Source organism: Isoptericola sp. BMS4, assembly GCF_011634835.1.
In the GTDB taxonomy this organism is placed as follows: domain Bacteria; phylum Actinomycetota; class Actinomycetes; order Actinomycetales; family Cellulomonadaceae; genus Isoptericola.
In genome coordinates this window covers 1,594,961-1,619,642 of the sequence record NZ_SIRP01000001.1, presented here as the reverse complement: position 1 = coordinate 1,619,642, position 24,682 = coordinate 1,594,961, and the positions used below count along the sequence as shown (strand labels likewise).

The 24,682-nt window shown below is 74.9% G+C and carries 23 protein-coding genes; 9 read left to right on the top strand and 14 right to left on the bottom strand.

What is annotated here, in order from left to right; all coding sequences use genetic code 11:
* Position 1 precedes the first annotated feature (1 nt).
* Positions 2–2,068, bottom strand: a complete 2,067-nt coding sequence (locus EYB28_RS07195) for a hypothetical protein (protein WP_166846063.1) — start codon at positions 2,066–2,068, stop codon at positions 2–4.
* A gap of 141 nt (positions 2,069–2,209) precedes the next feature.
* On the opposite strand from EYB28_RS07195, the gene EYB28_RS07190 reads away from it, so the two are divergent.
* From EYB28_RS07190 to EYB28_RS07175, 4 genes are all read left to right on the top strand, one after another.
* A complete protein-coding gene (locus EYB28_RS07190; protein ID WP_166846061.1) occupies positions 2,210–3,640 on the top strand; it encodes a Fis family transcriptional regulator in 1,431 nt (476 codons plus the stop codon).
* On the top strand, positions 3,640–4,275 hold the full coding sequence (locus EYB28_RS07185; RefSeq protein WP_166846059.1) for a hypothetical protein: 636 nt from the start codon (positions 3,640–3,642) through the stop codon (positions 4,273–4,275). The genes EYB28_RS07190 and EYB28_RS07185 overlap by 1 nt, the downstream gene beginning before the upstream one ends.
* Before the next feature lie 53 nt (positions 4,276–4,328).
* A complete protein-coding gene (locus tag EYB28_RS07180) occupies positions 4,329–5,198 on the top strand; it encodes a DUF4190 domain-containing protein (RefSeq protein WP_166846057.1) in 870 nt (289 codons plus the stop codon).
* Positions 5,199–5,759: 561 nt separating this feature from the next.
* Positions 5,760–6,236 (top strand): HNH endonuclease, encoded by a 477-nt coding sequence (locus EYB28_RS07175; RefSeq protein ID WP_166846055.1) that lies wholly within the window; start codon positions 5,760–5,762, stop codon positions 6,234–6,236.
* A 36-nt stretch (positions 6,237–6,272) separates the two neighbouring features.
* Here EYB28_RS07175 and EYB28_RS07170 read toward each other — a convergent pair whose 3' ends face one another.
* The gene (locus EYB28_RS07170; protein ID WP_205710863.1) at positions 6,273–7,283 is read right to left on the bottom strand and encodes a hypothetical protein; all 1,011 of its coding nucleotides are present in this window, start codon (positions 7,281–7,283) and stop codon (positions 6,273–6,275) included.
* Positions 7,284–7,398: 115 nt separating this feature from the next.
* Here EYB28_RS07170 and EYB28_RS07165 point away from each other — a divergent pair, with 115 nt between their 5' ends.
* A complete protein-coding gene (locus tag EYB28_RS07165; protein WP_166846054.1) occupies positions 7,399–7,761 on the top strand; it encodes a DoxX family protein in 363 nt (120 codons plus the stop codon).
* Between the two features lie 21 nt (positions 7,762–7,782).
* Here the strand turns inward: EYB28_RS07165 and EYB28_RS07160 are convergent, their stop codons facing one another.
* Both EYB28_RS07160 and EYB28_RS07155 read right to left on the bottom strand, forming a co-directional pair.
* Positions 7,783–8,184 (bottom strand): DUF779 domain-containing protein, encoded by a 402-nt coding sequence (locus EYB28_RS07160; RefSeq protein WP_166846052.1) that lies wholly within the window; start codon positions 8,182–8,184, stop codon positions 7,783–7,785.
* Between the two features lie 4 nt (positions 8,185–8,188).
* A complete protein-coding gene (locus EYB28_RS07155) occupies positions 8,189–9,712 on the bottom strand; it encodes an aldehyde dehydrogenase family protein (RefSeq protein WP_166846050.1) in 1,524 nt (507 codons plus the stop codon).
* Between the two features lie 178 nt (positions 9,713–9,890).
* On the opposite strand from EYB28_RS07155, the gene EYB28_RS07150 reads away from it, so the two are divergent.
* The gene (locus EYB28_RS07150; protein WP_166846048.1) at positions 9,891–10,280 is read left to right on the top strand and encodes a hypothetical protein; all 390 of its coding nucleotides are present in this window, start codon (positions 9,891–9,893) and stop codon (positions 10,278–10,280) included.
* Between the two features lie 12 nt (positions 10,281–10,292).
* Here EYB28_RS07150 and EYB28_RS07145 read toward each other — a convergent pair whose 3' ends face one another.
* The gene (locus EYB28_RS07145; protein WP_240930422.1) at positions 10,293–11,585 is read right to left on the bottom strand and encodes a helix-turn-helix domain-containing protein; all 1,293 of its coding nucleotides are present in this window, start codon (positions 11,583–11,585) and stop codon (positions 10,293–10,295) included.
* 41 nt (positions 11,586–11,626) lie between these two features.
* Positions 11,627–12,475 (bottom strand): helix-turn-helix transcriptional regulator, encoded by an 849-nt coding sequence (locus tag EYB28_RS07140; protein ID WP_166846046.1) that lies wholly within the window; start codon positions 12,473–12,475, stop codon positions 11,627–11,629.
* 138 nt (positions 12,476–12,613) lie between these two features.
* Here EYB28_RS07140 and EYB28_RS07135 point away from each other — a divergent pair, with 138 nt between their 5' ends.
* Positions 12,614–13,552, top strand: coding sequence for an SDR family oxidoreductase (locus tag EYB28_RS07135; RefSeq protein ID WP_166846044.1), 939 nt, complete (start codon positions 12,614–12,616; stop codon positions 13,550–13,552).
* Between the two features lie 33 nt (positions 13,553–13,585).
* On the opposite strand, the gene EYB28_RS07130 is transcribed toward EYB28_RS07135, so the two are convergent.
* The 3 genes from EYB28_RS07130 to EYB28_RS07120 all read right to left on the bottom strand — a co-directional run bounded on the left by EYB28_RS07130 (position 13,586) and on the right by EYB28_RS07120 (position 15,889).
* The gene (locus EYB28_RS07130; RefSeq protein WP_166846042.1) at positions 13,586–13,882 is read right to left on the bottom strand and encodes a DUF3175 domain-containing protein; all 297 of its coding nucleotides are present in this window, start codon (positions 13,880–13,882) and stop codon (positions 13,586–13,588) included.
* A 75-nt stretch (positions 13,883–13,957) separates the two neighbouring features.
* Positions 13,958–14,944 (bottom strand): bile acid:sodium symporter family protein, encoded by a 987-nt coding sequence (locus EYB28_RS07125; protein ID WP_166846040.1) that lies wholly within the window; start codon positions 14,942–14,944, stop codon positions 13,958–13,960.
* An 84-nt stretch (positions 14,945–15,028) separates the two neighbouring features.
* Complete coding sequence (locus tag EYB28_RS07120; protein WP_166846038.1) at positions 15,029–15,889, bottom strand: SDR family oxidoreductase; 861 nt, start codon at positions 15,887–15,889, stop codon at positions 15,029–15,031.
* 125 nt (positions 15,890–16,014) lie between these two features.
* Here EYB28_RS07120 and EYB28_RS07115 point away from each other — a divergent pair, with 125 nt between their 5' ends.
* Positions 16,015–16,446 carry a helix-turn-helix domain-containing protein gene (locus EYB28_RS07115; RefSeq protein ID WP_240930421.1) on the top strand — a complete coding sequence of 144 codons (432 nt, stop codon included), beginning with the start codon at positions 16,015–16,017 and terminating at the stop codon, positions 16,444–16,446.
* Positions 16,443–17,087 carry an NTP transferase domain-containing protein gene (locus EYB28_RS07110; RefSeq protein ID WP_240930420.1) on the top strand — a complete coding sequence of 215 codons (645 nt, stop codon included), beginning with the start codon at positions 16,443–16,445 and terminating at the stop codon, positions 17,085–17,087. Before EYB28_RS07115 ends, EYB28_RS07110 begins: the two co-directional genes overlap by 4 nt.
* 122 nt (positions 17,088–17,209) lie before the next feature.
* Here EYB28_RS07110 and EYB28_RS07105 read toward each other — a convergent pair whose 3' ends face one another.
* From EYB28_RS07105 to EYB28_RS07085, 5 genes are all read right to left on the bottom strand, one after another.
* A complete protein-coding gene (locus tag EYB28_RS07105; protein ID WP_166846036.1) occupies positions 17,210–20,128 on the bottom strand; it encodes a molybdopterin cofactor-binding domain-containing protein in 2,919 nt (972 codons plus the stop codon).
* Positions 20,125–20,982: a xanthine dehydrogenase family protein subunit M gene (locus tag EYB28_RS07100; RefSeq protein ID WP_166846034.1), complete on the bottom strand. Its 858-nt coding sequence runs from the start codon at positions 20,980–20,982 to the stop codon at positions 20,125–20,127. Before EYB28_RS07100 ends, EYB28_RS07105 begins: the two co-directional genes overlap by 4 nt.
* Positions 20,973–22,193 (bottom strand): XdhC family protein, encoded by a 1,221-nt coding sequence (locus tag EYB28_RS07095; RefSeq protein WP_166846032.1) that lies wholly within the window; start codon positions 22,191–22,193, stop codon positions 20,973–20,975. Before EYB28_RS07095 ends, EYB28_RS07100 begins: the two co-directional genes overlap by 10 nt.
* 62 nt (positions 22,194–22,255) lie before the next feature.
* Positions 22,256–23,746, bottom strand: coding sequence for an NCS2 family permease (locus EYB28_RS07090; RefSeq protein WP_370459449.1), 1,491 nt, complete (start codon positions 23,744–23,746; stop codon positions 22,256–22,258).
* Between the two features lie 32 nt (positions 23,747–23,778).
* Positions 23,779–24,312 carry a nucleoside deaminase gene (locus tag EYB28_RS07085; protein ID WP_166846030.1) on the bottom strand — a complete coding sequence of 178 codons (534 nt, stop codon included), beginning with the start codon at positions 24,310–24,312 and terminating at the stop codon, positions 23,779–23,781.
* Between the last annotated feature and the right edge of the window lie 370 nt (positions 24,313–24,682).

The following is a 24,682-nucleotide window of genomic DNA, read 5'->3' as shown; positions in this document are numbered from 1 at the left end:
CTCACGGTGTGGCCTCATTGAATCGCACGTGTACGACACCGCCGGTCGCGCCGTCGCACAGGACGACGGCCAGGGTGTCCAGGTCAGCCAGCTCGCGCCGCGCCGCAGCGGCGCGCGCGTCCACGGCGCGCAACGCCTGCCCGACGGCGTCCGCCTGCTCGGCCGGCACGAGCCGCACCTCCCACGACCGCCACCACTTGGCGCCCGCGGGCTGTGCGGCGACGTCGCGCGCGAGCACCTCCGGCACGACGGCGTCACTGCGCCCACCGGAACCGCCCGCGCCGGAGCGCCCGCGCGCGGTGACGCGCAGCACGCGCGCCGGGTACTCGACGACGGAGAACCCGGCATCGTCGACGACGGCGGCCGGGACCGGCGTCGTCGTCACGATCACGTCGCCCGGCTCGGTGAGCCGCCCGGCCGGGTAGTTCTCCGCGAAGCGGAGCGTCGCGACACCGCGCGAGCCCCACGGCCGCTCCCCGACCAGCTCGGGCACGCCCACGACGCGGGTGAGTGACGGGTCCCGATCTCCGGCCGCGACGACGTCGGACCGGTCGACCCGGTTGCCGGGGATCAGCCGCACCAGGCCGGCCTCGGCCAGGGCTCCCAGCGGCGCGCGGCGCACCGGCACGGCGTCCCCGCGCTCGACCCGCACGCCCAGCGGCGGCCGGGTCACGCCGTCGAGCGACGCCGTCAGCTCCGCGACCCGCACGGCCGCGGCCCCGCCGTCGTCCCACACCCCCTGCTCCAGCGGCCGGCCCGAGGCGAGCAGGCCCCCGCCGCGGGCGAGGACGTCGCTGACGAGCGTGAACTTCGCGAACCGGAAGGAGTGCGCCACGACGGCGTCCCGCCCCGCGAGGGACGCGGTGACATCGGTCAGCAGGTCCTCGACGACGGCGTCCTCGAACCGCGCCCCGAACTGCCGGTCCGACAGGTCGGCGACCATCGTCCAGCGCTCCGGGATCGGCACGCCGGCGGGGGCGTCGCCGAGCACCCAGACCGCCAGCCGCTGCCGGGCACGCTCCGGCACCAGGCCGGGCGGCAGGACGACGACGGCGCGCAGCCGGTCCGTGCGCAGCAGCGCGGCGCGCAACGACTCGGCGCGCGCGTCGGCCGGCCTGTCCGCCAGGGCACTCGCCGGGCCGATCACGACCGCGCGCTGGTCCAGGTGCAGGCCGAGGACGAGCCGGTCCAGGCGCTCGAGCACCTCGACGTCGTCGAGCTCGGGAGTACCCGCCGATGGCACCTGGGTGACGACCAGCGCGTGCGGGTCGAGAGCCGGCGTGCCGGCATCGTCGAACAGGTCGGCCAGCTGTCGGCCGTGCACGGTTAGCCGGCGTCGCGCGAGACGGTGCCCCGCGGGCAGGTGCGCGGCGGGGGCGTCGAGTCGCTCGACGGCGAGCGCCGCGTGCAGCAGGTCCCCGTAGCCCGGCCACGGGTCCGCGACGGCGACGTCCCCACCGATCTCGGCCGCGACCCGCGCCACCAGGTCGAGCGCCGCCGGGGCGAGGGCCGACATCGTCAGGTCGCGCCGTCCGGCTCGGAACCGGTCGGCGAGCAGCGCCTCGAACGCCGCCCCGGGCGTGTACGCGGCGTCGGCGGCGAGGTCGGCGAGCTCCCCCACCCGGCCGAGGTCGTCACCGAGCGCGACCACCTCCGCGTACAGGGCGGCGTCGTCGGGGTCGACCTCGTCGGCGAGGTCCTCGACCTCGCCGCGCGAGAGCCCGGCGAGCGGCTCGCCCGCCGGCTCCCGCAGGCAGAGCAGGGCTTCCAACCCCTCCCGCAGGCGCCGGGCGCGTGCCGGGTCGTCCTCGTCCAGGGTGGCGCGCATCGCGACGTCGGCGCGAAAGCTCCGGTTGTTGCCGAGCCCGGTGGCCTCGACCCAGTCCACGACGTCGGTCGCGCGGAAACGGGGCGAACCCCCATGCGCCGTCACCGCCGCCGGGAACGGGTGCGGGCCGACGGCGTGGCGACGGCGCCACGTCGAGACGACCGGTCGTTTTACGCCGGCGAGCTCCGCGATGTCCGGGAGGGACAGGCGGAGGTCGGCGAGGACGGTCGACGGGCTCATCGGAAGCGATGCTACGCCCAGGGTTCCGTCGTCTCGTTTCGTCGCCCGATAACCCCTCTTATCGATCAATGGGTAACTCACCTGCGCACGTCAAGGACATCGTGGAGAAGGTCACAAGCACAGCACCGAAGGAGTCCTCCCATGAGCATCCACGAGCACCCGGCCGCCACGTTCGGGCCCACCGGCGACGCGATCGAGATCACCCGACTCGTCATCGACGACCCGGACGTCATCACCGAGGCGCGCCGCTGGACCAGCGGCGAGCGCGGACCCGCCGTCGACGACGTCGAGGCGCTCCGCGGCGCCGACATGACCCGGTTCGTCACCGAGGCCGTCGGACTCGGCGCCCGCGCCATCGCCGCCACCGGACAGACCCAGGAGGCGCAGGAGCTGGGCCGGCTCATCCACGACGTCGGCGAACGAGCCGCCGGCGCCAGCGACACGGCCGCGAAGGCCACGGCAAGGGCCGCCAAGGAGGCGACCGAGACCATCGCCAAGGCCGCGGACGCCGCGCGGCAGGCCGTCACGGACGCCGAGACCGCCCGGCGCAAGGAGTTCGGGGAGGCCGTGACCAAGGCCGCCGCCGAGCTGAACGACCTCGTGACGCGCGTCGTCGGCGGCGAGAACCCGGAGCTGCTCGAGAAGCTGCGGCCCCTGCTCGCCACGTTCGGCGCCGACCTCGACGCGAAGGTCACCCGGCAGACGGGCGAGCTGCTCGAGAAGGCCGCCCGCCAGTTCGACCCGAGCGACCCCACCTCGCCCATGGCCAAGCACGCCGCCGCCCTCAAGGAGCAGTACGAGGGGCTCACCAAGTCGTTCGCCGAGAGCCTCTCGGCGGTGAGCACCAAGCTCGACGCCCTGGAGAAGGCCGTCGCCGTCGACCAGGCGACCGGGCACCTCGCCCAGGCGACGCCGCTGAAGGGCGACACGTTCGAGCAGGCCGTCCACCGGCAGATGGCGCAGATCGCCACCGGTCTCGCCGACGAGTACGCCGAGACCGGCGACCGTGCCGGCGCCCTGCCGTACAACAAGAAGGGCGACGGGGTGCTCCACGTCGACGGCGGCACGGCCCGCGTGGTCGTCGAGACGACCGACTCGGCGCGGCGCCACTGGGGCCCTTACCTGGAGGAGGCCGAGCGCAACCGCGACGCCGCCGCCGCGCTCGGCGTCGTCCGCACCCCCGAGCAGAACGACGGCCACGTGATCCGCCTCATCGGCGCGCGGAGGTTCGTCATCGCGTTCGACCCCGAGAACGGCGACGTCGGCCTGCTGCGCACCGTCGTCCAGCTGCTGCGGACCGCGGCGCTCGCCGCCACCAGGAGCACCGGCGACCAGGAGATCGACACGGCGAACGAGAAGGTCACGTCCGCCGTCGCACGGCTCGGCGCGCTCGACACCATCAAGTCGACCGCCGAGCAGATCGGCACGAAGGCCGCGAAGATCGAGCGGGGCTGCGACAAGATCCAGACCGAGATCCGCCGCGACCTCGAGGCCGCCCTCACCGCCCTCGCCGGTGCCCAGGACGCGGAGCAGGCGACCGTCACCGCCCTGCCCGGCACGGGGGTGGCCTGATGTCCGGCGTCACACCCGCGCAAGACCCCGGTGGCACGTCGCCACCGAGCCCCGACCGCGTGTCCCGTCGCTGGCGCACGGTCACCGTCGTGCTCGGTGCCCTGCTGGCGCTCGCCGCCGCCGGCTGCGTGGCCGCCGGGCTGACGGCCGTCGAGGCGCAGGACCGCGCGGACGCCCTCGCCGCGGAGCTCTCCGACGCCGCGGACGACCGGGACGCGGCGCAGGGGCGTGCCGAGGCGGCCGAGGGCCGGATCGCCGGGGCCGAGGCACGCGCGGACGAGGCCGAGCAGGCCGCCGCCGACCGGGAGGCCGAGCTCGACGAGCGCGAGTCCGGGCTGGACGAGCGCGAGAAGGAGCTGGACGGCCGCGAGAAGGCCGTCGGCAAGGCCGAACAGCGCCAGGCCGAGACCCGGATCACCGAGGGCACCTGGACCGTCGGCGACGACGTCGAGCCCGGTACGTACCGCACCACCGAGTCCGTCTCCGGCGACTGCTACTGGGCGATCTACCGCTCCGGCACCAACCAGGGCGACATCGTCCAGAACGACATCGTCACCGGCGGCCACCCGACGGTCTCGCTCAGCGATGGCCAGGACTTCGAGACCAACCGCTGCGGCACGTGGGACAAGCAGTGACACCCCAAGGACCGCACCTCTACCACTCCCCCGACACCACCGAAGGAGCCCCCATGTCCACCACCCCGACCGGCCCGACGTTCGAGCCGATGCCCGTCCCGCCGGCTCCCGGCACCCCGCCCGCACCGCGAGGCAACGGCCTCGCCGTCGCCGGCTTCGTCGTCGCCCTCGTCGCGCTGGCGCTGTCCCTGGTCCCGATCGTCAACAACGGCGCGTTCGTGCTCGCGCTCGTCGGGCTGGTCCTGGCGATCGTCGGCCTGGTCAAGGCGCGCCGCAGGGCGCCCCGGCAGGGCCTCGCGGTCGCCGGCATCGTGCTCGCCGTGCTCGCCGGCGCCGCGGTGCTCGCGTCACAGGCCTTCTACGGCTCCGTGCTCGACGACGTCGCCGACTCGCTCGACGACACCCCCGTGAGCACCGGCGACGACGCCCCGGACGAGAAGGCCGCCGACACCGCTGAGCCCGCGACCACCGACGAGGACGTCGCCGCCGACCCGGAGCCGGCCGAGCAGGGCACCCGCGACAACCCGTTCACGTTCGCCGACACCGTCGGCAACGACGACTGGACCGTCGATCTCGGCAAGCCCACCGAGGCGTGGGACACCGTCCGAGCCGAGAACGAGTTCAACGAGGCTCCGCCCGCGGGGATGGAGTACTGGATCGTCCCCGTCGACGCGACGTACACGGGCGCCGAGTCCGGCACCCCGTGGGTGGACCTCACCGTCCAGTTCGTCGGCGACGACAACGTCACGTACAGCGACTCGTGCGGAGTGATCCCCGACGACCTCATGGACGTCGGCGAGCTGTACGAGGGCGGCTCCGCGAGCGGGAACGTGTGCGTCACCGTGCCCGCCGGCGCGAAGGGCGAGTGGACCCTCACCGCCGGCTGGATCGCCGACCCGGTCTTCTTCCGCGCCCAGGGGTGACCGGATCCCTGCGCTGTCCTCTGCCGAACATGTGGTTGGTCCGGGACCCGGGTGCTGGGCCCCGGACCAACCACATGTTCGGCAGAGGACACGATGATCCGGTAGACGTCCACCGGGCCGAGGTCGTGCAGGGAGTGGCGCGGCGTGCGCTGCCGTGCACCTGCAGCTCGCCGGGCACCGCCAGCTCGAGGACGACGATCTCCCCGGCCAGGCCGGCGGACTCTTTCGAGTCTGTCGGGTCGCCGACGACGGTGCCGTCCCACCCGGGGTCGGTGAGCGTCGACGAGGCGACGTAGCGCGGGCCCGTGTCGATGGTGGTAGCGACGAGGTCGTCCGGGTCGGTCACGCGGGGCCCTGCACCCGCCGTCGAGCGAGCAGAACATGTGCCCGCTGAGCACGGTCGATCGCGCCGTCTCGGGCCAAAGTCCTGGACTTCCGCCGCGGGACGGCATATTTTCACCTCGGGCGGGTCTGTGACCCGCTTCACAGCCGATGCCGTACCACCGACGAGGAGCCGCCCCCGCGCCGCACGGCGCACCGCACCCAGGAAGGAGCCGGACCGTGGCCGACGTGCTCGTCCTCAACGCCGGCTACGAGCCGTTGCACCGCGTGTCGGTCAAGCACGCGATCACGATGCTCGTGCGCGGGGTGGCCGTGGTGGAGGAGTCCGTCGAGGGCCACACCTTCGGCCCCTACCCGTTGCCCCGCGTGCTGCGCCTCGTGCGCTACGTGGCGATGCGCTGGCGCTACCGCGCCACCGGCCGTCCCGCCGTCACGAAAGAGGGCGTGAAGCGCCGCGACGGCGCGTGCGCCTACTGCGGCGGGCCCGCGGAGACGATCGACCACGTGATCCCGCGCTCGCGGGGTGGCGACTCGTCGTGGCTCAACCTGGTGGCGGCGTGCGAGCCGTGCAACCACCGCAAGGCCGACCGCACGCCGCTGGAGGCCGGCATGCCCCTGCGGCTCGCCCCGTACGTCCCGCCCGCGGAGCACGCGCTGGCGCGCCGCCGGCGGCGCCCGCTGTCCGCCGCGGCCTGAGCCGGGCGGACGGCGGGCGGACGCCGGGCGAGCCCGTCAGAGGACCGGCTCGTCCCGGGGCGCGTCCTCCATCGGCGTCGCGCCGGTCACGACCGGCTCCGGGGCCGGCGCCGGAGCGACGGCCTCGGCGGTGCTCGCGGTCAGCGCCCGCGAGGCGATCACCGAGCTGGCGAAGTTCGCGTGGCACGCCGTGCAGTACCACTCGGGCGTGGGCACGGGCACCTCGAAGCCGCCGTAGACGACGTCCGGCTCGGCGTTCATCACGTCGTCCTGGAAGGTCATGCCCCACACGACGCGCTTCGTGCGCCCGCGCACGCCGCACCCGGGGCACTGCGGGCGCATGCGCGAGCGCTGCGCCGCCACGGTGTGCGCGTGCATGAGGTCGTGGCACGGGCCGCACAGCAGGTGCACGTCGCGCACCACCTGCTCCAGGGTGCGCCCGCCCGCCGTGGTGGTCTGCAGCCGCACCGCGCCGTCGTCGTGCGCCTGCATCTCGTGCACGTCGACGAAGCGCTCGCAGGAGGCGCAGCGCTCCTCGCGGCGCATGGCCCACCCCGTGACGGCGCGGTGCCCCAGGATGCGCAGCGCGTGCACGTCCGGCGCCGCGGCCCCGGCCCCGCAGTCCCCCGGGTCGAGGGTGTGCACGGGGCCGCCGCGGAACTGCTCGGCCACGCCGTCGAGCACCCGCCGCGCGTGCTCGGCGGGCAGCCAGCCCGACGAGCCGGTGTACGTCTCGGCGCCCTCGAAGAGGTCGGCCCACACGATCGGGCGGTCCGGGCCGAAGAGGTCGTCCGCGACCCAGTTCTCCCCGTCGCTGGAGCCCATGAGCTCGACGGCGGCCACGATGCCCGCGTCCCCCAGCACCGTCACGACCACGTCCCCGCGCTGCGGCCCGTCCGGACCGCCCGGCAGGTGGTGGTCGGGCGACCGGGTCGCGATCGCCACCGACTCGCGCAGCCAGTCGCGCGACCAGTGCAGGTACACCGACGGCACCAGCCACGCGGGCAGGGAGGACAAGGACGGCAGGGGCTCGTTGTCTCGGGTCACGCAGGAGAAGATATCGGGCCGACGGCGCGGGGCGACACCACGCCGCCGCGGTCGTTCCCCCGGCGGCCGGCCCGGGGTAGGTTCGCGGGCAGGCACGACGGTGTGGAGGGGACCGATGGAGATCGCGCTGTGGATCGTCTCGGGCCTGCTGGCCGCCCTGTACCTCCTGGTCGGCGCGGTGAAGTTCGCTCGCGGGCGGGCCCTGCGCGCACGGATGGGGTGGGTCGAGGACTTCCCCGACCCCGCCGTGCGGTTCATCGGTCTGGCGGAGTCCGCGGGCGCGATCGGCGTGGTCGCGCCGTGGGCCGCCGACGTCGCACCGGTCCTCACCCCGGTCGCCGCCGCGGGCCTCGTGCTGCTGCAGCTCCTCGCGATCCGCGTGCACGTGCGCCGCGGCGAGACGTCGCAGCTCGGGATCAACGTGCTGCTGCTCCTCATGGCCGCGTTCGTGGCGGTCGGGCGCTTCGCCGGCTGGTGAGCGCCCCGACGCCGGCCCGGCTCACTCCCGCAGCGCCACCCACTCGTCGTCGGTGAGCAGCCGCGAACGGACGAGGAACCTCACCCCTTCGGGCGCCTCGACGCTGAACCCCGACCCGCGCCCCGGCACGACGTCGATCGTCAGGTGGGTGTGCTTCCAGTACTCGAACTGGGCGCGGCTCATCCAGACCGGCACGGTGAACTCCTCGGAGCCGTCGCCCTCGCCGAGGCGCAGGTCGCCCAGGTGCACGTCCGCGTCCCCGAGCAGGAGGTCGCCGACCGGGTAGCACATGGGGCTGGACCCGTCGCAGCACCCGCCCGACTGGTGGAACATCAGGTCGCCGTGCCGGCGCCGCAGCCGGGCGAGGAGCCCGGCCGCGGCGTCGGTGACGGCGACGCGGCCGCCCGCGTCGTCGTGTCCCATCGGCCTAGAAGAACCCGAGCTTCTGCCCGGAGTAGCTCACCAGCAGGTTCTTGGTCTGCTGGTAGTGGTCGAGCATCATCTTGTGGTTCTCGCGGCCGACGCCGGAGCCCTTGTACCCGCCGAACGCCGCCGCCGCGGGGTACGCGTGGTAGCAGTTCGTCCAGACGCGCCCGGCCTCGATGGTGCGCCCGGCGCGGTACGCCGTCTCCCCCTGGCGGGACCAGACGCCGGCGCCCAGCCCGTACAGGGTGTCGTTCGCGATCGACATCGCGTCGTCGAAGTCCGCGAAGTCCGTGACGGACACGACCGGTCCGAAGATCTCCTCCTGGAAGATCCGCATGGAGTTCTTGCCCTCGAAGACGGTGGGCTCCACGTAGTAGCCGCCCGCGAGGTCACCGGGCAGCTCGGCGCGGTGCCCGCCCGTGAGGACCTTCGCCCCCTCGGCCTTGCCGATGTCGATGTACGACAGGATCTTCTCGAGCTGGTCGTTGCTCGCCTGGGCACCGATCATCGTCTCGGTGTCCAGCGGGTTGCCCTGCGTCACGGCCTTCGTCCGCTCCAGCGCGTCGCCGAGGAACTGGTCGTAGATGTCGGACTGGATCAGCGCGCGCGACGGGCAGGTGCACACCTCGCCCTGGTTGAGGGCGAACATCGTGAACCCCTCGAGCGCCTTGTCGTAGAAGTCGTCCCGCCGCGCCGCGACGTCGGAGAAGAAGATGTTCGGGCTCTTGCCGCCCAGCTCCAGCGTCACCGGGATGATGTTCTGCGACGCGTACTGCATGATCAGCCGGCCGGTCGTCGTCTCGCCGGTGAAGGCGATCTTGCGGATGCGCGGGCTGGACGCGAGCGGCTTGCCCGCCTCGACGCCGAACCCGTTGACGACGTTGACGACGCCCGGCGGCAGCAGGTCCCCGACGACGTCCATGAGGCACAGGATCGACGCGGGCGTCTGCTCGGCCGGCTTGAGGACGACGGTGTTGCCCGCCGCGAGCGCCGGGGCGAGCTTCCACGTGGCCATGAGGATCGGGAAGTTCCACGGGATGATCTGCCCGACGACGCCGAGCGGCTCGTGGAAGTGGTAGGCGACCGTGTCGGCGTCGATCTCGGAGATCGAGCCCTCCTGGGCGCGGATGGCGCCGGCGAAGTAGCGGAAGTGGTCGATGGCGAGGGGGATGTCGGCGGCGAGCGTCTCGCGGACGGGCTTGCCGTTCTCCCACGTCTCGGCGACGGCGAGCTTCTCGAGGTTCGCCTCCATGCGGTCCGCGATGCGGTTCAGGACGTTGGCCCGCTCGGTGACGGACGTGCGGCCCCAGGCGGGGGCCGCGGCGTGGGCGGCGTCGAGGGCGCGCTCGACGTCGTCGGCGTTGCCCCGCGCCACCTCGGTGAAGGTCTGCCCGGTGACCGGGCTCGGGTTCTCGAAGTACTCGCCGCTCGACGGCGGCACGTACTCGCCGCCGATCCAGTGGTCGTAGCGGGAGCGGTACTCGACGAAGGCCCCGGGCTGGCCGGGGGCTGAGTAGACGGTCATGCTGCCTGCCTCCTCGCAGATGCCCGCGGCACCTCGTCGCGCCGCGATACCGCCGACGCTAGGGCGCGCAGGGTTGCAGTCTCGTTGCAGGACGGCGGGAGCACGGCCAGACGGTGGACGCCTGCCTGCCCGACCTCCGATAATCCCCGTACCGGACGGTCGGGACCAAGGAGGTCGTGTGGGCAGCAACGGGCGTCTGCTCGTCGGCGTGGGAGTGGTCGTGGCGCTGGTGGCGGGGCTCTTCCTGCTCACCCCGAGCGGCATCACCCACGCGTGGTTCGTGCTGCGCGAGCGCCTCCCGTCGTGCGGGGTCGTGGAGCACGGCGTCCGGGGTGGCGGCATCCCCGACGACGCGCGCGCGTGCCTCGACGACGCCTGGGGCTCCGGGGCCGAGCTGACCGTGACGACGCCGACCGTCGAGGGCGACCCGACGACGACGTACTACCGCGTCGGCGGAGGAGGTCTGGAGATCTTCCGGGACACGACCGCGGACACCTACGGCGCCGGAGCATGGCGCAGGAAGACGTGCCCCGGTGCGGACCTCGAGGACGCCCGCGCGCACTGCTGAGCGCCCGCGCGCCTACGTCAGGTCGGCGTCGAGGAACGCGACGTGCGCGCGGGCCCGGACGGCCACGGGGCTGCCGGGCGGGGAGACGGCGAGCAGGCGTGTCCAGGCGACGTGGTCGTCGGCGCCGTCGGCGCCGCGCACCCACGCGTCGAGGGCGTCGGCGTCGCGGGAGGCGAGGACGGCGGCGCGCACCTCGGCCGCGAGCTCGGCACGCAGCCGCTCCACCCCCGGGGCGGCCGACCGCGGCAGGAGCGGGGCGTAGGCCTGCGCGGCGGCGCGCACGTCCCCGGCGGCGAGGGCGGCCCGCACGTCTTCCGCGTCGGTGCGCAGCGGCCGGGCGAGCCGGTAGGGCCGCGACCCGGCGAGCAGGGGCCCGACGGCGCGGCGCAGCCGGGAGACCTCGGCGCGGACGGTGACGTCGGACAGCTCGCCGGGGTGCAGCAGCACCGCGAGCTCCTCGGCGCCGAGGCCGCGGGGGTGCTCGGCGAGCAGCAGGAGGATCTCGGCGTGCCGGAGCGACAGCGGCCGGTCGCCCCCGGGTCCGCGCAGCGTCGGGCGGCCGAGGACCCGCAGCTCGGCCGCCGCGGCCAGACCGCCCGCCGGGGCGCCCGCCGGGGCGGAGGCCGCGGCGCGCGCCGCGAGCTCCCGCTCGACCGTGGCGACGGTGGCCCGCACGAGCGAGAGCACGACGTGGGTCGCCGCGGCGCGTCGGCCGGTGACGTCGAGGACGCCGAGCACCCGCCCGGTGCCGGGCTCGCGGATCGGGGCGGCGGCGCAGCTGAGCTCCTGCACGGGGCGGGAGAAGTGCTCGGCGCCGATGACCTGGACGGGTCGCCGGGTGGCGAGGGCGGTGCCCGGGGCGTTCGTGCCGACGCTCTCCTCGCGCCACACGGCGCCCTCGACGAACCCGACCCGGTCGACGGCGCCGCGCACGCGGCGGTCGCCCTCGACCCAGAGCAGCCGCCCCACGTCGTCGCCGACGGCGACGACCAGGCCGTCGTCGGCCGCGCCGTCGACGACGAGCTCGCGCACCACGGGCATCACGGGCGACAGCGGGTGGGCCGCCCGGTAGGCGGCGAGCTCGCGGTCCGCGAGGGAGATCTCGGGGTGCGGGGTGTCCGGGTCGACGCCGCTGCGCAGCGACCGACGCCAGGAGTCCGCGACGACGGGGTCGATGCCGCCGGGCGCCTCGCCGGTGCCGAGGAAGCGCTCGTACGCGGCGCGGACGGTGCGGGGGTCCCGGCGCGCAGCGGAGGCGCGGGTGTGCTGGCTCCCCTGCCCCACCGGGGCGGCCGACCGCTCCACCGCGACCTCCCGACGTCGTCGTCCGGTGCGTGACGGCCAGTCTAGGGGGCGGTCGGTGCCGGGAGGTCCCCGACGACGGACAGCAGCCGCAGCTTCTCGTGGCTCTCGCTGCCCGGGACGGCGGTGTAGACGAGCAGCGCGTGGGACTGCTCGGGGTCGAGCATGGTCTGGCAGTGCAGCTCCAGCAGCCCTACCTCGGGGTGCAGGAAGCGCTTGACCTGCCGCGGCAGGACGCCGATCTCGTGCTCCTTCCACAGGGCACGGAACTCGGCGTCGCGGGCGGCGAGCAGCTCGGCGAGGTGCTCCGCGCGCGACCCGGGCCCGCGCAGGGTGAGCACCCGGCGCAGCCCGGAGACGTACATGCGCGAGTAGAAGTCGTGGTCCTCGGGCGGGTACAGCGCCCGGGTCGCGGGGTCGGTGAACCACCGGTAGCCGATGCTCCGGGACGGCCCCGTGTACCGGGTCAGGTCCCCCACCAGCGCGACGCCGAGCCGGGTCTGGCGCAGCGTCTCCCCCAGCTCGGTGACGACCTCCGCCGGGGTGTCGTCCAATCGGTCGACGATGCGCAGGACGCCGGGGCTGAGGTGGTCGCCGCCGGCTCCGGGCACGGGCGGCTCGTGGCCGGCCAGCCGGAACAGGTGGTCGCGCTCGGCCCGCGTCAGGTGCAGCCCCTGCGCGATGGAGGCGACCATCTGGGGCGACGGGTGCGGTCCGCGCTGCCTCTCGAGGCGCGCGTAGTAGTCGGCGGACATGTGGCACAGCGCGGCGACCTCCTCGCGGCGCAGCCCGCTCGTCCGGCGCCGGCTGCCCCGCGGCAGGCCGACGTCCTCCGGCTGCAGCGCCTCGCGGCGGGTGCGCAGGAAGCCGGCGAGCCCGGCTCGATCGATCATGCCCGTCATCCTCCCGCCCCACGGCCGGCTCAGCCACGGATCGTCAGGCCGTGGATAGCCCGCCCGCGGTGGGGGACGCTCGTCGTGCCGGTGCCGACCGACGACCCGGCGGTGCCACCACGAGACGGGAGCGGGACCATGCCACGCAGGGAGCACGACCTCACGATCCGGGACCTCACCGGGTCGAGGGCGCTCGTCACGGGCGCGAGCGACGGCGTCGGGCTGCGGATCGCGACCCGGCTCGCGGGCGCGGGCGCCGAGGTGCTCATGCCGGTGCGCAACCCGGCGAAGGGCGCGGCGGCGGCCACGCGGATCCGCGAGCGCCACCCCGGCGCGCGGCTGACGCTGCTGGACCTCGACCTGGCCTCCCTCGCGTCGGTCGCGGCGCTCGGGGAGACGCTGACGGCCGAGGGCACGCCGATCCACCTGCTCGTCAACAACGCGGGCCTCATGACACCGCCCGAGCGGCGCACCACCGCCGACGGCTTCGAGGTGCAACTCGGCACGAACCATCTGGGCCACTTCGCGCTCACCGCCCGGCTGCTGCCCCTGCTGCGGGCCGGGCGCGCGCGGGTGGTCTCCCAGACGAGCGTGGCGGCACGGCGCGGCCGCATGCTCTGGGACGACATGGACGCCGAGCGCTCCTACGACGCGATGCGCTCCTACCGGCAGTCCAAGCTCGCCTGCGGGCTGTTCGGTTTCGAGCTGAGCCGCCGCAGCCAGGCCGGAGGCTGGGGTGTCACGAGCGCCGTGTCGCACCCGGGCGTGGCGCCGACGAGCCTGCTGGCGGCGCGTCCGGAGGTGAACCGCGCGGCCGACACCCGCGAGGTGCGGCTCATCCGCTGGCTCTCGGCGCGCGGCCTCGTCGTGGGGACGGTCGAGACGGCGGCGTTGCCCGCGCTGATGGCCGCGGCCTCGCCCGAGGCGCGGGACGGCGGCTTCTACGGCCCCGGGTGGCCGGGGCACATGGGCGGCCCTCCTGGCGAGGCGATGCCGTGGGCGCCGCTGCGCAGCACCGCCGACGCGGCGCGGCTGTGGACGGTGTCCGAGGAGCTGACGGGCGTCGCGTTCGCGTGACCGGGCCGGCGGCCCGTCGCCTCGGTCCCGGCCTCAGTCCCGGCCGAACGCCTTGCGCAGCTCGTCCTTCGCCTGCTCGAGGACGTCGCGCTGCGACGCGGGGAGGTTCTGCCCCGCGCGGTTCACGTAGAACGTCAGCATCGACATCGCGGACTGGTACGGCGTGCCCTTGCGCCGCCCGCTGACCTCGGCGGACCGTTTGAGGGACGCCGCGATGCGCGCCGGGTCGTCCCACGTGAAGACGTCGTCCTCCAGGTCGAGCGCGTCGGAGTGCTCGGTCACGTCCTGCGACCACCGCTCCCCCGCGCCGTCGTCGTCCTTCGTCGCCATGCTCCCGACGCTAGGCCGGGGACGTCCGGCTCGCAGCGCCCGGGGCGTGCCCGGAGCCCGGGCGGGCGCGGGCGCTCAGTCGCGCAGCGCGAGCCGGCGCGCGAGCACGGCGCAGACGATCAGCTGGAGCTGGTGGAAGAGGATCACCGGGACGGCGATCACGCCCGCCGCGGCAACCGGGAAGAGCACGCTCGCCATGGGCAGGCCGGTCGCGAGCGACTTCTTGGACCCGCACATGAGCAGCGCGATGCGGTCCTCGGGGGGCAGCCGCAGGGCGGCGCCGCCCCACCACGTGAGGCCGAGCATGATCGCGAGGAGCGCCGCGCTCACGGCGAGGAGCACCGCGACCGCCCAGCCCGAGATGCCGGCCCACACACCGGCCGACGACGCCGCGGCGACGGCCGAGAACACCACGACGAGGATGGTGCCGCGGTCCACGGCGAGCGTGAGCCGTCGGCGGGCGCGCACCCAGCCGCCGACCCACGGCTGGAGCAGCTGGCCGACGACGAACGGCAGCAGGAGCTGCAGGAGGACCGCCTGCAGCCCGTCGAGCCCGTGCCCGGCGGTCGCGCCGTCGCCGCCCGTCGCGCCCGCGCCGCTCATGAGCCACAGCACCAGCAGGGGCGTGAGCACCATCCCGAGCACGTTGGACACGGTGGCCCCGCAGATCGCCCCTGCCACGTTGCCGCGCGCCACGGACGTGAACGCGACCGACGACTGCACGGTGGACGGCAGCAGCGACAGGTACAGCACCCCGGCGGCGAGCGGCGACCCGACGAGGGGCGCGACCGCCCACGCGATCACGAGGCCGAGCACCGGGAACACGACGTAGGTGGCGGCGAGGATGCCGCCCTGCAGCCGCCAGTTGCGCAGCCCGGCCCAGACCTCGCGGGTCGACAGGCGCATCCCGTACACGGCGAAGAGGGTCGTGACGGCGACGTCGGCGGCCGCGTCGACGACGCGCTGCGCGGCGGGCGCGACCGGCACCACAAGGCCCAGCACGAGGACGACGACCAGGACCACGACGAACGGGTCCACCCACCGGCTCAGCACGCGACGCACCCGCCGAGTGTAGGGACCCGGGGCGCGGCGTCCCGTCAGGCGTCCGCTCGCCGGGCGCGGTGACGGGACGCCGCCGCGCCGGCGTCAGGCGTCCAGCGCGCGGCGCAGGCCCTCGGCCAGCGGGGTCGTCGGGCGGCCGATCAGGCGGGCGAGGTCGCCCGAGGTCTCGGCGAGCAGCCCGTCGCGGGTGTTGCCGTCGAGGGCGACGACGAAGTCCGCGGTCCCCTCGTCGAGCCCGGCGCCGAGCAGGATCTCGCGGTGCTCGGCCGGGCTGAGGCGGCGGTACGTCACGGGGCGGCCGAGCAGGTCTGCGGCGACGGCGGCGAGGGTGTCGAAGTCCCAGGCGACGTCGCCGGACAGCTCGTGCACGGCCCCGGCGTAGGCGTCGTCGAGCGCCACGACGGCGGCGGCCTCGGCGTAGTCGGCCCGGCTCGCGCTGGCGACGCGGCCGTCGCCCGTGCTGTGCGCGATCTCGCCGGTCTCGCGCGCCTGCTCGACGTCGCCGGCGTAGTTCTCGGTGTACCAGCCGTTGCGCAGGATCGTCGTCGTCAGACCGGAGGCGGCGAGCAGCTCCTCCGTGGCCTTGTGCTCGGGCGCGAGCACGAGGGGCGACGTGTCGGCGTGCGGGGCGCTCGTGTAGACGATCCTGTCGACGCCCGCGGTCTTCGCCGCGTCGACGACCGCGCCGTGCTGGCCGACCCGCTGCCCGACCTCGGAGCCGGAGACCAGGACGAGGACGTCCACGCCGTCCAGGGCGGGCGCGAGGGTCTCGGGCCGGTCGTAGTCGGCCTCGCGGACGACGACGCCGCGCTCAGCGAGGTCCGCGACCTTGCTCGTGGTGCGGGCGAGGGCCACGACGTCCGCGGGCGCGGCGCCCCGGGCGAGCAGGGAGTCGACGACGAGGCGGCCGAGGTGGCCGCTGGTTCCGGTGACGGCGACGGTCATGGTGGTGCCTTTCCTGGGCGGGTCTGGAGCCTCCAGGATGCACTTTCATATCGTTAGTGCCAACTATATCTCTGTGCGATCCATGTCACGGCGCGCCCCGGAGGGGCGCGCCGTATCCTGAACGGGTGAGCACCCCCACCACGCCGGCCGTGCCGGCGGAGACGCAGGGACCGTCGGACGAGATGATCGCCGACGTCTTCTCCCGCGCGTGCACGTCGCGGCACGCCCTGGAGGCCGTCACCGGGCGCTGGGGCGTCCTCACGGTGGCCGGTCTGCGCGACGGCGCCGTGCGCTTCAACGCGCTGCGGCGCCGGATCGACGGCGTGAGCGAGAAGATGCTCGCCCAGACGCTGCAGACGCTCGAGCGCGACGGCATGGTGACGCGGGAGGTGCGCACCACCATCCCGCCGCACGTCGAGTACTCCCTCACCGACCTGGGCCGCCGCGTGGCCGACCGCCTGGTCGGCCTCATCGACGTGCTCGAGGACGCCGTCGACGAGGTGACCGCCGCGCAGGAGTCCTACGACGCGCGCCGCGGAGCCGGCGGTCCCCCGTGACGACGACCCTGCCCACGGCGGCCATCCTCCTGGCGGCCGGCGCCGGCACCCGCCTGGGCCGCGGCCCCAAGGCCCTGCTGCCCTACGGGCCCCGCGGCGGCCGGCCCCTCATCGAGCAGCTGACGGCCGTGCTGCTCGACGCCGGCTGCGACCGGGTCGTCGTCGTCCTCGGAGCCGAGGCCGACCGGGTCCGCGCCGAGGCCCGGCTGGACGGGGACGCCCGCGTCACGACCGTCGTCAACGACAGCTGGGCGACCGGGATGGCGTCCTCGTTCCGCGCCGGCGTCGCCGCGGCGCTGGACACCGACGGGACGCGGGAGCCGACCGCGCGCGTCGTCGTCGCCCACGTGGACCAGCCCGGCGTGCGGCCCGGCGACGTCGCGCTGCTGCTGGCCGAGCACCGGCCGGGCCGGGTCACGGCCTCGGCCTGGACGGGCGCGACCGTGGACGGCTCCCTGCCGCGGTGGTCCCACCCGCTGGTGCTGGCCCCCGGCCTCGCCCGCCTCGCCGCGGCGAGCGCCGCCGGCGACTCCGGCGCCCGGTCGTTCCTGCGCGCCCACACCGACCTCATCGACGTCGTCACCCACCCGGGCGACGGGCGCGACGTCGACACCCCAGCAGACCTCGACCTGCTGACCTGACGCCGAGGTCGTGGGCTCGAGGGTCGCGTCGAGAGGCTGGATGGGCCTGGCGGGAGGTCGCGAGGGACGAGCGACCGAGTGGACGCCTCGCGACGCGACCCTCGAGCCCACGACCTCCCGTGTCAGGACGCAGCGGCCTTCATCCCCAGGTAGACCCTGTCCCGGGCCAGCGGCAGCTCGGTGAACCGCACGCCCGTCGCCGCCCGCACCGCGTTGGCGAGCGCCGGCGCCACGGGGTTGAACGGGCTCTCGCTCATCGACTTCGCGCCCAGCGGGCCGGTCGTGTCGCTGGTGCGCGCGAAGTAGACCTCGCTGCGGGGCACGTCGGCGAACGTGGGCAGGTGGTACTGGCGGAAGATGTCGGTCGTGACGCGCCCGGCGTCGTCGACCACCACGTCCTCGTACAGGGCCGCGCCGAGAGCCTGGGCGATGCCGCCCTCCACCTGCCCGCGGCACTGGCGCGGGTTGACGACCTCGCCCGCGTCGGCGGCCTGCACGCTCTGCAGGATGCGGATCTCCCCGGTGCCGCGGCGCACGGCGACGCGAAAGCCGTGCACGTTGAACGCCACGGACCGCGGGGTGCCGCCCCAGCGACCCTCCGCCTCCAGCCGCACCCCGGCGGCGTCGGCGTGCCGGGCCACCTCGGCCAGCGGCACGAGCCGGCCCGCGCACTCGACGCCGCCCGGCACCGGCCGGCAGTCGGCGGGCGGCGCCCCGGTCAGCGACGACGCTACCACCCGGAGCCGCTCGGCGAGCTCCGTGGCCGCCGCGAGCGACGCCTTGCCCGCCACGACGGTCCCGGTGGAGCCGAACGCGCCGGTGTCGTGGTCCACGAGGTCGGTGTCGGACTGCCGCACGACGACGTCCGCCGCCCGCTGTCCCGTCGCGCTCGCGACGAGCTGCGCGTGCACGGTCGTGGTGCCGTTGCCGAACTCGGCGGTGCCGACCTCGGCCTCCACGACGCCGTCGGCCCGCAGCCGGGCCCGCACGTGCGCGAGGTGCCCGCGCGGGGGCACGGTGTCGATCATCGACACGGCGGTGCCCTCGCCGACGCCCCACTCCTCGCCCAGCCACGGCAGCGCCGGGTCGCGCGGGTCGGCGCCGTACGCGGCGACGTCGCGGGCGCGCCCGCGGGCCAGGGCGTCGTCGGTGAGCTCGAGGCACTGGTCCAGCCCGTAGCTGCCGTACAGCACGTCCTCCTCCGGCTCGGGCGCCGTCGACAGCATCGGGGTGCCGGGGCGCACGACGTTGCGGCGACGCAGCTCGAGGGGGTCCATCCCGAGCTGCCGGGCGAGCTCGTCCATGGCGGACTCGACGGCGAAGATCATCTGGCTGAGCCCGTACCCGCGGAAGGCGCCGGCGGGCGGCGTGTGGGTGTAGACGCAGTGCGCGTCGACCTTCTTGTTGGCGCACGTGTAGACGGCGATCGACTCGCCGCAGCCGTGGAACATCACGCCCGGGCCGTGGTTGCCGTACGCGCCGGTGTTGCTCAGCACGTCCAGGTGCAGCGCGGTCAGCGTGCCGTCGGACCGGGCACCCGCCCGGACGTGGATCCGGAACGGGTGGCGCGTGGTCGTGCCGACGAACGTGTCGGTGCGGGTGAGCTCGAGCTGCACGGGGCGCCCCAGCCTGAGGGCGGCCAGGGCGGTGACGTCCTCGACCAGCACCTCCTGCTTGCCGCCGAACCCGCCACCCACGCGCGCGCAGTAGACCCGCACCCGGTCGTCGGGCAGGTCGAGGACGCGCGCCAGGTGCCGGCGCGCCAGGTACGGCACCTGGGTGGAGGTGCGCACGACGAGCCGGCCGTCGTCGTCGAACGACGCGATGGCGGCGTGCGTCTCCAGGGCCGCGTTCTGCACGCGCTGGGTGCGGTAGGTGGCCTCGTGCACGACGGCGGCCTCCGCCAGGCCGGCCTCGACGTCGCCGAGCTCGGAGTGCACCTCGGCGACGACGTTGGCCTCCGGTCGCGAGACCCGCGCGGCGGCGGCGTCCAGCTCGGGGTGCACGAGCGGCGCGCCGGGCGCCATCGCCTCCTCGGGGTCGACGACGGCGGGCAGCACCTCGTAGTCGATCCGCAGGGCGCGCACGCCCGCCTCGGCGGCGGCCACGGAGTCCGCCACGACGGCGGCCACGCGCTGCCCCACGTACCGCACGACGTCGTCGAGGATGCGCGTGTCGTCCGGGTCGTCGGTCCACAGCTCGTGCTGGGCGGTCGAGAACCGGGCGGCGGGCGCGTCGGCGTGCGTGAGCACGGCCCGCACCCCGGGGACCGCGAGTGCCGCCGTGTCGTCGACCGCGACGACGCGGGCGTGCGCGTGCGGCGAGCGGGCGAGCCTGAGGTGCAGCAGCCCGGAGTAGGCGTCCGGGTCGACGTCGAGGGTGTAGCGCGCCTGCCCGGTGACGACGGCGCGGCTCGCGGGGGCGGGCTCGCTGGTCCCGAAAGCCGTGCTCGACGGCGGCGCGCCGGCCACGCCGCCGGCCTCGCCGCGGGCGTGCGCCGCCGTCCAGCCGTCGTGGGCGGCGTCGCAGGGCGCCGCCCCGGCCGGGTGGTCGGTCCCGCAGGCGTCGTCGCCGAGGACGGCGTCCGCGATCGCCCGGTAGCCGGTGCAGCGGCACAAGTTGCCCTTGAGGCTGCGGGGCAGGTTCGCACGGTCGGCGTCGTCGAACGTCGCGGCGGTCATGATCATCCCGGCGGTGCAGAAGCCGCACTGGAACCCCTGCGCGTCGGCGAACCGCTGCTGCACCGGATGCAGCTCCCCGTCCTCGCCTGCCAGCCCGCCGATCGTCGTCACCTCGTGGCCCGCGGCCCGGCGTGCCGGGTAGAGGCAGGAGTGCACGGGGACGCCGTCGACGTGCACGGTGCAGGCGCCGCAGTCGCCGCCGTCGCAGCCCTTCTTCACCCCGAGGGCGCCCTGCTCGCGCAGGAACGTGCGCAGGCACTGGCCGGGCCGCGGCTCGGCGGCGACCTCGCGGCCGTCGACGCGCAGCACGGGTGCCGCGCCCGGGGTGGCGGCGGACGGGCGGGTGGTCGTGTCGGTCATGGCCGGCCTCCGTCGGTCGTCGCGAGCTCGCGGCGGATCTCCTCGGCGAGCCGGTAGGTCATGTCGCGGCGCCACGCGGGCAGCCCGTGGATGTCGTCGTGGTACAGGTCGGCGGGGATCGCGGCGTCGATCGCGCCCGCGAGCCCGGCAGCATCGGGGTGGGCGCCGGCGGCGAACCGGAGCTGCACCGGGCGGCGCGTGGACGCCGTGACGGTGACGACGAGCGCACCGCCGTCGTCGGGCCGGTCGAGGCGCCCGACGACCAGGACGCCGGAGCGGCCCAGGTTGGACAGCGACAGCCGCCGGATCGCGGTGCGGGCACACAGCGCCGCTGCGGGGAGGCGGATCGCGCGCAGCAGCTCGCCGGGCGCGAGCGTGTTGCGCCGGTCGCCGGTGACGAGCTCGGCGACGGGCTGGGTGCGCCGGGCGCCGCCGGGCCCCCAGACCTCGGCCGTGCCGTCGAGCGCGGCGGTCAGCGAGATCATCGGGCCGGCGGGCAGCGACGTGGCGATGTTGCCGCCGACGGTCGAGGCGTTCCAGACCTTGAACGAGGCGACGAACGAGTCGGCGCACCGGCGCACGAGGTCCAGGGCGGGCCACGCCTGCCGCACGGCCGGGTCCACGGTGCCGGGCAGCGCGTACAGCTCGGCGATCGTGCAGGTGGCGGCGATCTCCAGGCCCTCGTCGGTCACGGTGAGCGCGGGCCAGCCGGCGCTCGTGAGGTCGAGCAGTCGGCGCAGGGTCTGGCTGCCGTAGGAGAACAGCACGGTGCCGCCGGCCAGCCAGGCGTCGCCCTCGCGCCAGTCGGCGGGGTCGGCCGTGGGGACCAGGTCGGTCACGGTGTTCAGGTCCACGGGGCGAGCTCCTTCCCGTGCGGGGCGCCGAGCGGGGTGTCGGCGGGAGTGTCGGGGGTGAGGTGCAACGGCCCGTCGGTGACGCTCAGCGGGGCGGCGACGGTGCGCCCGTAGCGCACGGCGACCAGCTCGGAGACCACCGAGACCGCGACCTCCTCGGGGGTGACGGCGCCCAGGTCGAGGCCGATGGGCGAGCGCAGGCGGGCCAGCGCCTCGGGCGGGACGCCGTCGTCGCGCAGGGCCTGCATGCGCTGGGCGTGGGCGCGGCGCGAGCCCATCGCCCCGACGTAGGCGAGCGGCAGGCCGAGCGCCGTGCGCAGCGTCGGGACGTCGAACTTCGCGTCGTGGGTGAGCACGGCGACGGCGGTGCGGGCGTCGAGCCGCCCGGCGGCGGCCTCGGCGGCGAGGTAGCGGTCGGGCCAGTCCACGACGACGTCCGCCTGCGGGAACCGGCGCGGGGCGGCGAACACCTCGCGGGCGTCGACGAGCGTGACGCGGTACCCCAGCAGGTGGACCGCCCGGATCAGCGCGCCCGCGAAGTCGTTCGCGCCGACGGCGACGAACCGCGGCGCCGCTCGCCGCGTCTCGACGAGCAGCGTCACCGGCTCCTCCTCGCAGGCGCCGCCGGCGATCCCCGGCGCGGCGTGGACGGTCGCGGTCCGCCCGGACCGCACGACCGCCGCGACCTGGGCCGTGACCGCCGGCAGCGCGACCAGCCTCCTGAGCGAGTTGTCAGACCCGGCGCGGTGTATACCTCGCGCTGGGCCTGACACGTCGGTGGGGGTGAGGACGACGGCGGTGCGGCGCGCGACGTCAAGGCGGCGCACGAGCACGCTCGGCCGCTCCTCGGCGGCCGCCCCGCGCAGGGCGGCGACGGCCGGATCGCCGTCGTCGGCGGGATCCACGGGCTGCACGTGCACCTCCAGGGTGCCGCCGCAGGTGAGGCCGACGGCGAACGCGTCGTCGTCGGAGTACCCGAAGGACTCGCGGTGGCACTCGCCGACGGCGATCGCGTCGAGGCACGCGGCGTGCACGGCGGACTCGACGCAGCCGCCGGACAGGCTGCCGAGCACGGCGCCGTCGGCGCGCACCGCCATCGCGGTGCCGACGGGGCGGGGTACGGAGCCGGTGGCCGCGACCACGGTGGCCACGGCGAACGGCGGCGCGCCCGGGGCGAGCCAGCCGGCGAGCCGGTCTGCGAGGGTGAGCATCTTCTGTCCTCCCCCGGCGCCGGGGCGGGCGGGCCGTGCCGCCCGCCCCGGCACCGTGCGGATCAGGCGCCGATGGCCGCCGACAGCGGCCCGCGGACGAAGTACACGAGGAAGCCGGCGGCGACCACCCACAGCAGCGGGTGCACGTCGCGCACCCGGCCGCAGGCGAAGCGCAGCAGGACCCACGTGATGAAGCCGATCCCGATGCCGTTGGCGATGGAGTACGTCAGCGGCATCGTCACGACGGTGAGGAACACCGGCAGGGCGACGGAGAAGTCGCCCAGGTCGATCTCCTTGATCTCCCTCATCATCATTGCCCCGACGACCACGAGGGCGCCGCTGGCGACCTCGATCGGGACGACGGCCGTCAGGGGCGTGAGGAACATCGCCACGAGGAACAGCCCGCCCGTGACGACGGACGCCAGCCCGGTGCGGGCCCCTTCGCCGACGCCCGCCGCCGAGTCCACGAACACGGTGTTCGACGACGACGACGTGCCGCCCCCGACCACCGCGCCCACGCCCTCGACGACGAGCGCCGACTTGATGCGCGGGAAGTTCCCGTCGGCGTCGGCCAGCCCGCCCTGCTTCGCCAGGCCCGTCATCGTGCCCATCGCGTCGAAGAAGTTCGTGAAGAACAGCGTGAACACGAGCATCGTCGCCGCGAGCGCCCCGATCCGGTCGAACGCACCCAGGCTGAACTGCCCGAGCAGGGAGAGGTCCGGCACCGACACGAGCTGGTCGGGCAGGGCGGGGACGGACAGGTGCCAGCCTCCCGGGTTCTCCTCGCCGGCGGGCCCGAGCCGCAGCACCGCCTCGGCCACGATCGCGACGACGGTCGTGGCGACGAGCCCGATGAGCAGGCCGCCCTTGACCTTCCGGGCCACGAGCACGCCCATCGTGACCAGCCCGAGCACGAACACGAGGGTCGGCACGGAGGAGATGGAGCCCGCGTCGCCGAGCTGCACCGGGGGCCCGCCGTCGGTCGCGGTGACGAACCCGGCGTCGACGAACCCGATGAAGGCGATGAACAGGCCGATGCCGACGGTGATCGCGGCCTTGAGCTGCCGGGGCACGGCGTTGAAGATCGCCGAGCGCGCCCCGGTGACCGCGAGCACCACGATGAGCACGCCGTTGATCAGCACGAGGCCCATCGCCTCGGGCCAGGTGACGTCGCCGACGACGGCCACGGCGAGGAACGAGTTGATCCCGAGCCCCGCGGCGAGCGCGAACGGCAGGTTCGCGACCAGCCCGAACAGGATGGTCATGACGCCCGCGGCGAGGCCGGTGACGGCGCCGACCTGCGCGGTGGCGAGCCACCCGCCGGCGACGTCGGTGGGGGCGTTCTCGGCGCTGGTGCCGCCGAGGATCAGCGGGTTGAGGATGACGATGTACGCCATCGCGAAGAAGGTCACCAGGCCGCCGCGGACCTCGCGGCCAGGGGTGGAGCCGCGCTCGGTGATCTTGAACAGCCGGTCCAGCGCGCCGCGCCGGGTGCCGGTGGTGGGGGTGTCGTCGTTCTCGGCGGTGTCCCGCCGCGTTCCCAGGATGGTCACGTCCTTGTGTCCTTTCCTCCGGCCGGCGGGCGTCAGTAGGTGATGCGGGACTCGAGCACGCGCCAGGCGTCGAACGGCGCGACGGCGGAGGGGGTGCGCTCGTGGCGCACGGTCATGATCTCGGCCCCGGTCCCAGGCGCGTTCCCGAGCCGGGCGGCGAAGAAGTCGTAGAACGCCGCGTCGTCGAACCCGGCGTCGGCCGCGTCGTACCGGTCGGCGGCGAAGTACACGGCCTCGACGCGTGCCCACAGGGCCGAGGCGAGGCACATGGGGCAGGGTTCGCAGCTGGAGTACAGCACGGCGCCCGACAGGTCGAACGTGCCGAGCTCGGCGCACGCGCGCCGGATCGCGGTCACCTCGGCGTGGGCGGTGGGGTCGTGGTCCTGGGTGACGCGGTTGTTCCCCTCGACGACGCGACCGTCACGGGTGACGATCACGGCGCCGAAGGGACCGCCGGCGTTCGCGACGCTGTCGACGGCGAGGGTGACGGCCTTCTCGAGGTGTGCTGCGTCCACGGGAATGGCCGCGCTGGGTGACACGGACGTGTCCACGGCGATGCGTTCCATGGTGAGTCTCCACGGTTCGGGCAGCGACCGCCGGGGCGTACCGGTCCGAGGCTCCACCGGGCCGGGAGGACCGGGCGCTCGGCGGGCCGCTGCAGGCGAGTTGTCCTTCATGCCGCCTGGTAGATAGCTGCCGGTGTCGGATCGATCTCGTCGACCACCGGACCGGCGTCGACATCGACGCCGGCTCGGCCCGGGCCCGCCGTAGGCATGCTCGACGCTAGCAGCCGACGACCGGAACCACAAGCATTTTGGAATACTAATTCCGCATCACGAAGGTTTGATCGGGTGCGACCATCATCTCGCATCGTGGTCCCACATCATGGACACGGGGTGTCCCCGCTGGTGGCGCCCTTCCTACAGTGGCTCGTAC

Excerpts from the sequence above, each read along its gene's own strand:
- EYB28_RS07185 (WP_166846059.1), top strand. The coding sequence starts at position 3,640 with ATGTCCGGCGTCACACCCGCGCAAGACCCCGGTGGCACGTCGCCACCG.
- EYB28_RS07095 (WP_166846032.1), bottom strand. The coding sequence starts at position 22,193 with ATGCTCACCCTCGCAGACCGGCTCGCCGGCTGGCTCGCCCCGGGCGCG.
- EYB28_RS07105 (WP_166846036.1), bottom strand. The coding sequence starts at position 20,128 with ATGACCGACACGACCACCCGCCCGTCCGCCGCCACCCCGGGCGCGGCA.
- EYB28_RS07165 (WP_166846054.1), top strand. The coding sequence starts at position 7,399 with ATGGAGATCGCGCTGTGGATCGTCTCGGGCCTGCTGGCCGCCCTGTAC.
- EYB28_RS07155 (WP_166846050.1), bottom strand. The coding sequence starts at position 9,712 with ATGACCGTCTACTCAGCCCCCGGCCAGCCCGGGGCCTTCGTCGAGTAC.
- EYB28_RS07135 (WP_166846044.1), top strand. The coding sequence starts at position 12,614 with ATGCCACGCAGGGAGCACGACCTCACGATCCGGGACCTCACCGGGTCG.
- EYB28_RS07160 (WP_166846052.1), bottom strand. The coding sequence starts at position 8,184 with ATGGGACACGACGACGCGGGCGGCCGCGTCGCCGTCACCGACGCCGCG.
- EYB28_RS07120 (WP_166846038.1), bottom strand. The coding sequence starts at position 15,889 with ATGACCGTCGCCGTCACCGGAACCAGCGGCCACCTCGGCCGCCTCGTC.
- EYB28_RS07130 (WP_166846042.1), bottom strand. The coding sequence starts at position 13,882 with ATGGCGACGAAGGACGACGACGGCGCGGGGGAGCGGTGGTCGCAGGAC.
- EYB28_RS07195 (WP_166846063.1), bottom strand. The coding sequence starts at position 2,068 with ATGAGCCCGTCGACCGTCCTCGCCGACCTCCGCCTGTCCCTCCCGGAC.
- EYB28_RS07085 (WP_166846030.1), bottom strand. The coding sequence starts at position 24,312 with ATGGAACGCATCGCCGTGGACACGTCCGTGTCACCCAGCGCGGCCATT.
- EYB28_RS07140 (WP_166846046.1), bottom strand. The coding sequence starts at position 12,475 with ATGATCGATCGAGCCGGGCTCGCCGGCTTCCTGCGCACCCGCCGCGAG.
- EYB28_RS07180 (WP_166846057.1), top strand. The coding sequence starts at position 4,329 with ATGTCCACCACCCCGACCGGCCCGACGTTCGAGCCGATGCCCGTCCCG.
- EYB28_RS07190 (WP_166846061.1), top strand. The coding sequence starts at position 2,210 with ATGAGCATCCACGAGCACCCGGCCGCCACGTTCGGGCCCACCGGCGAC.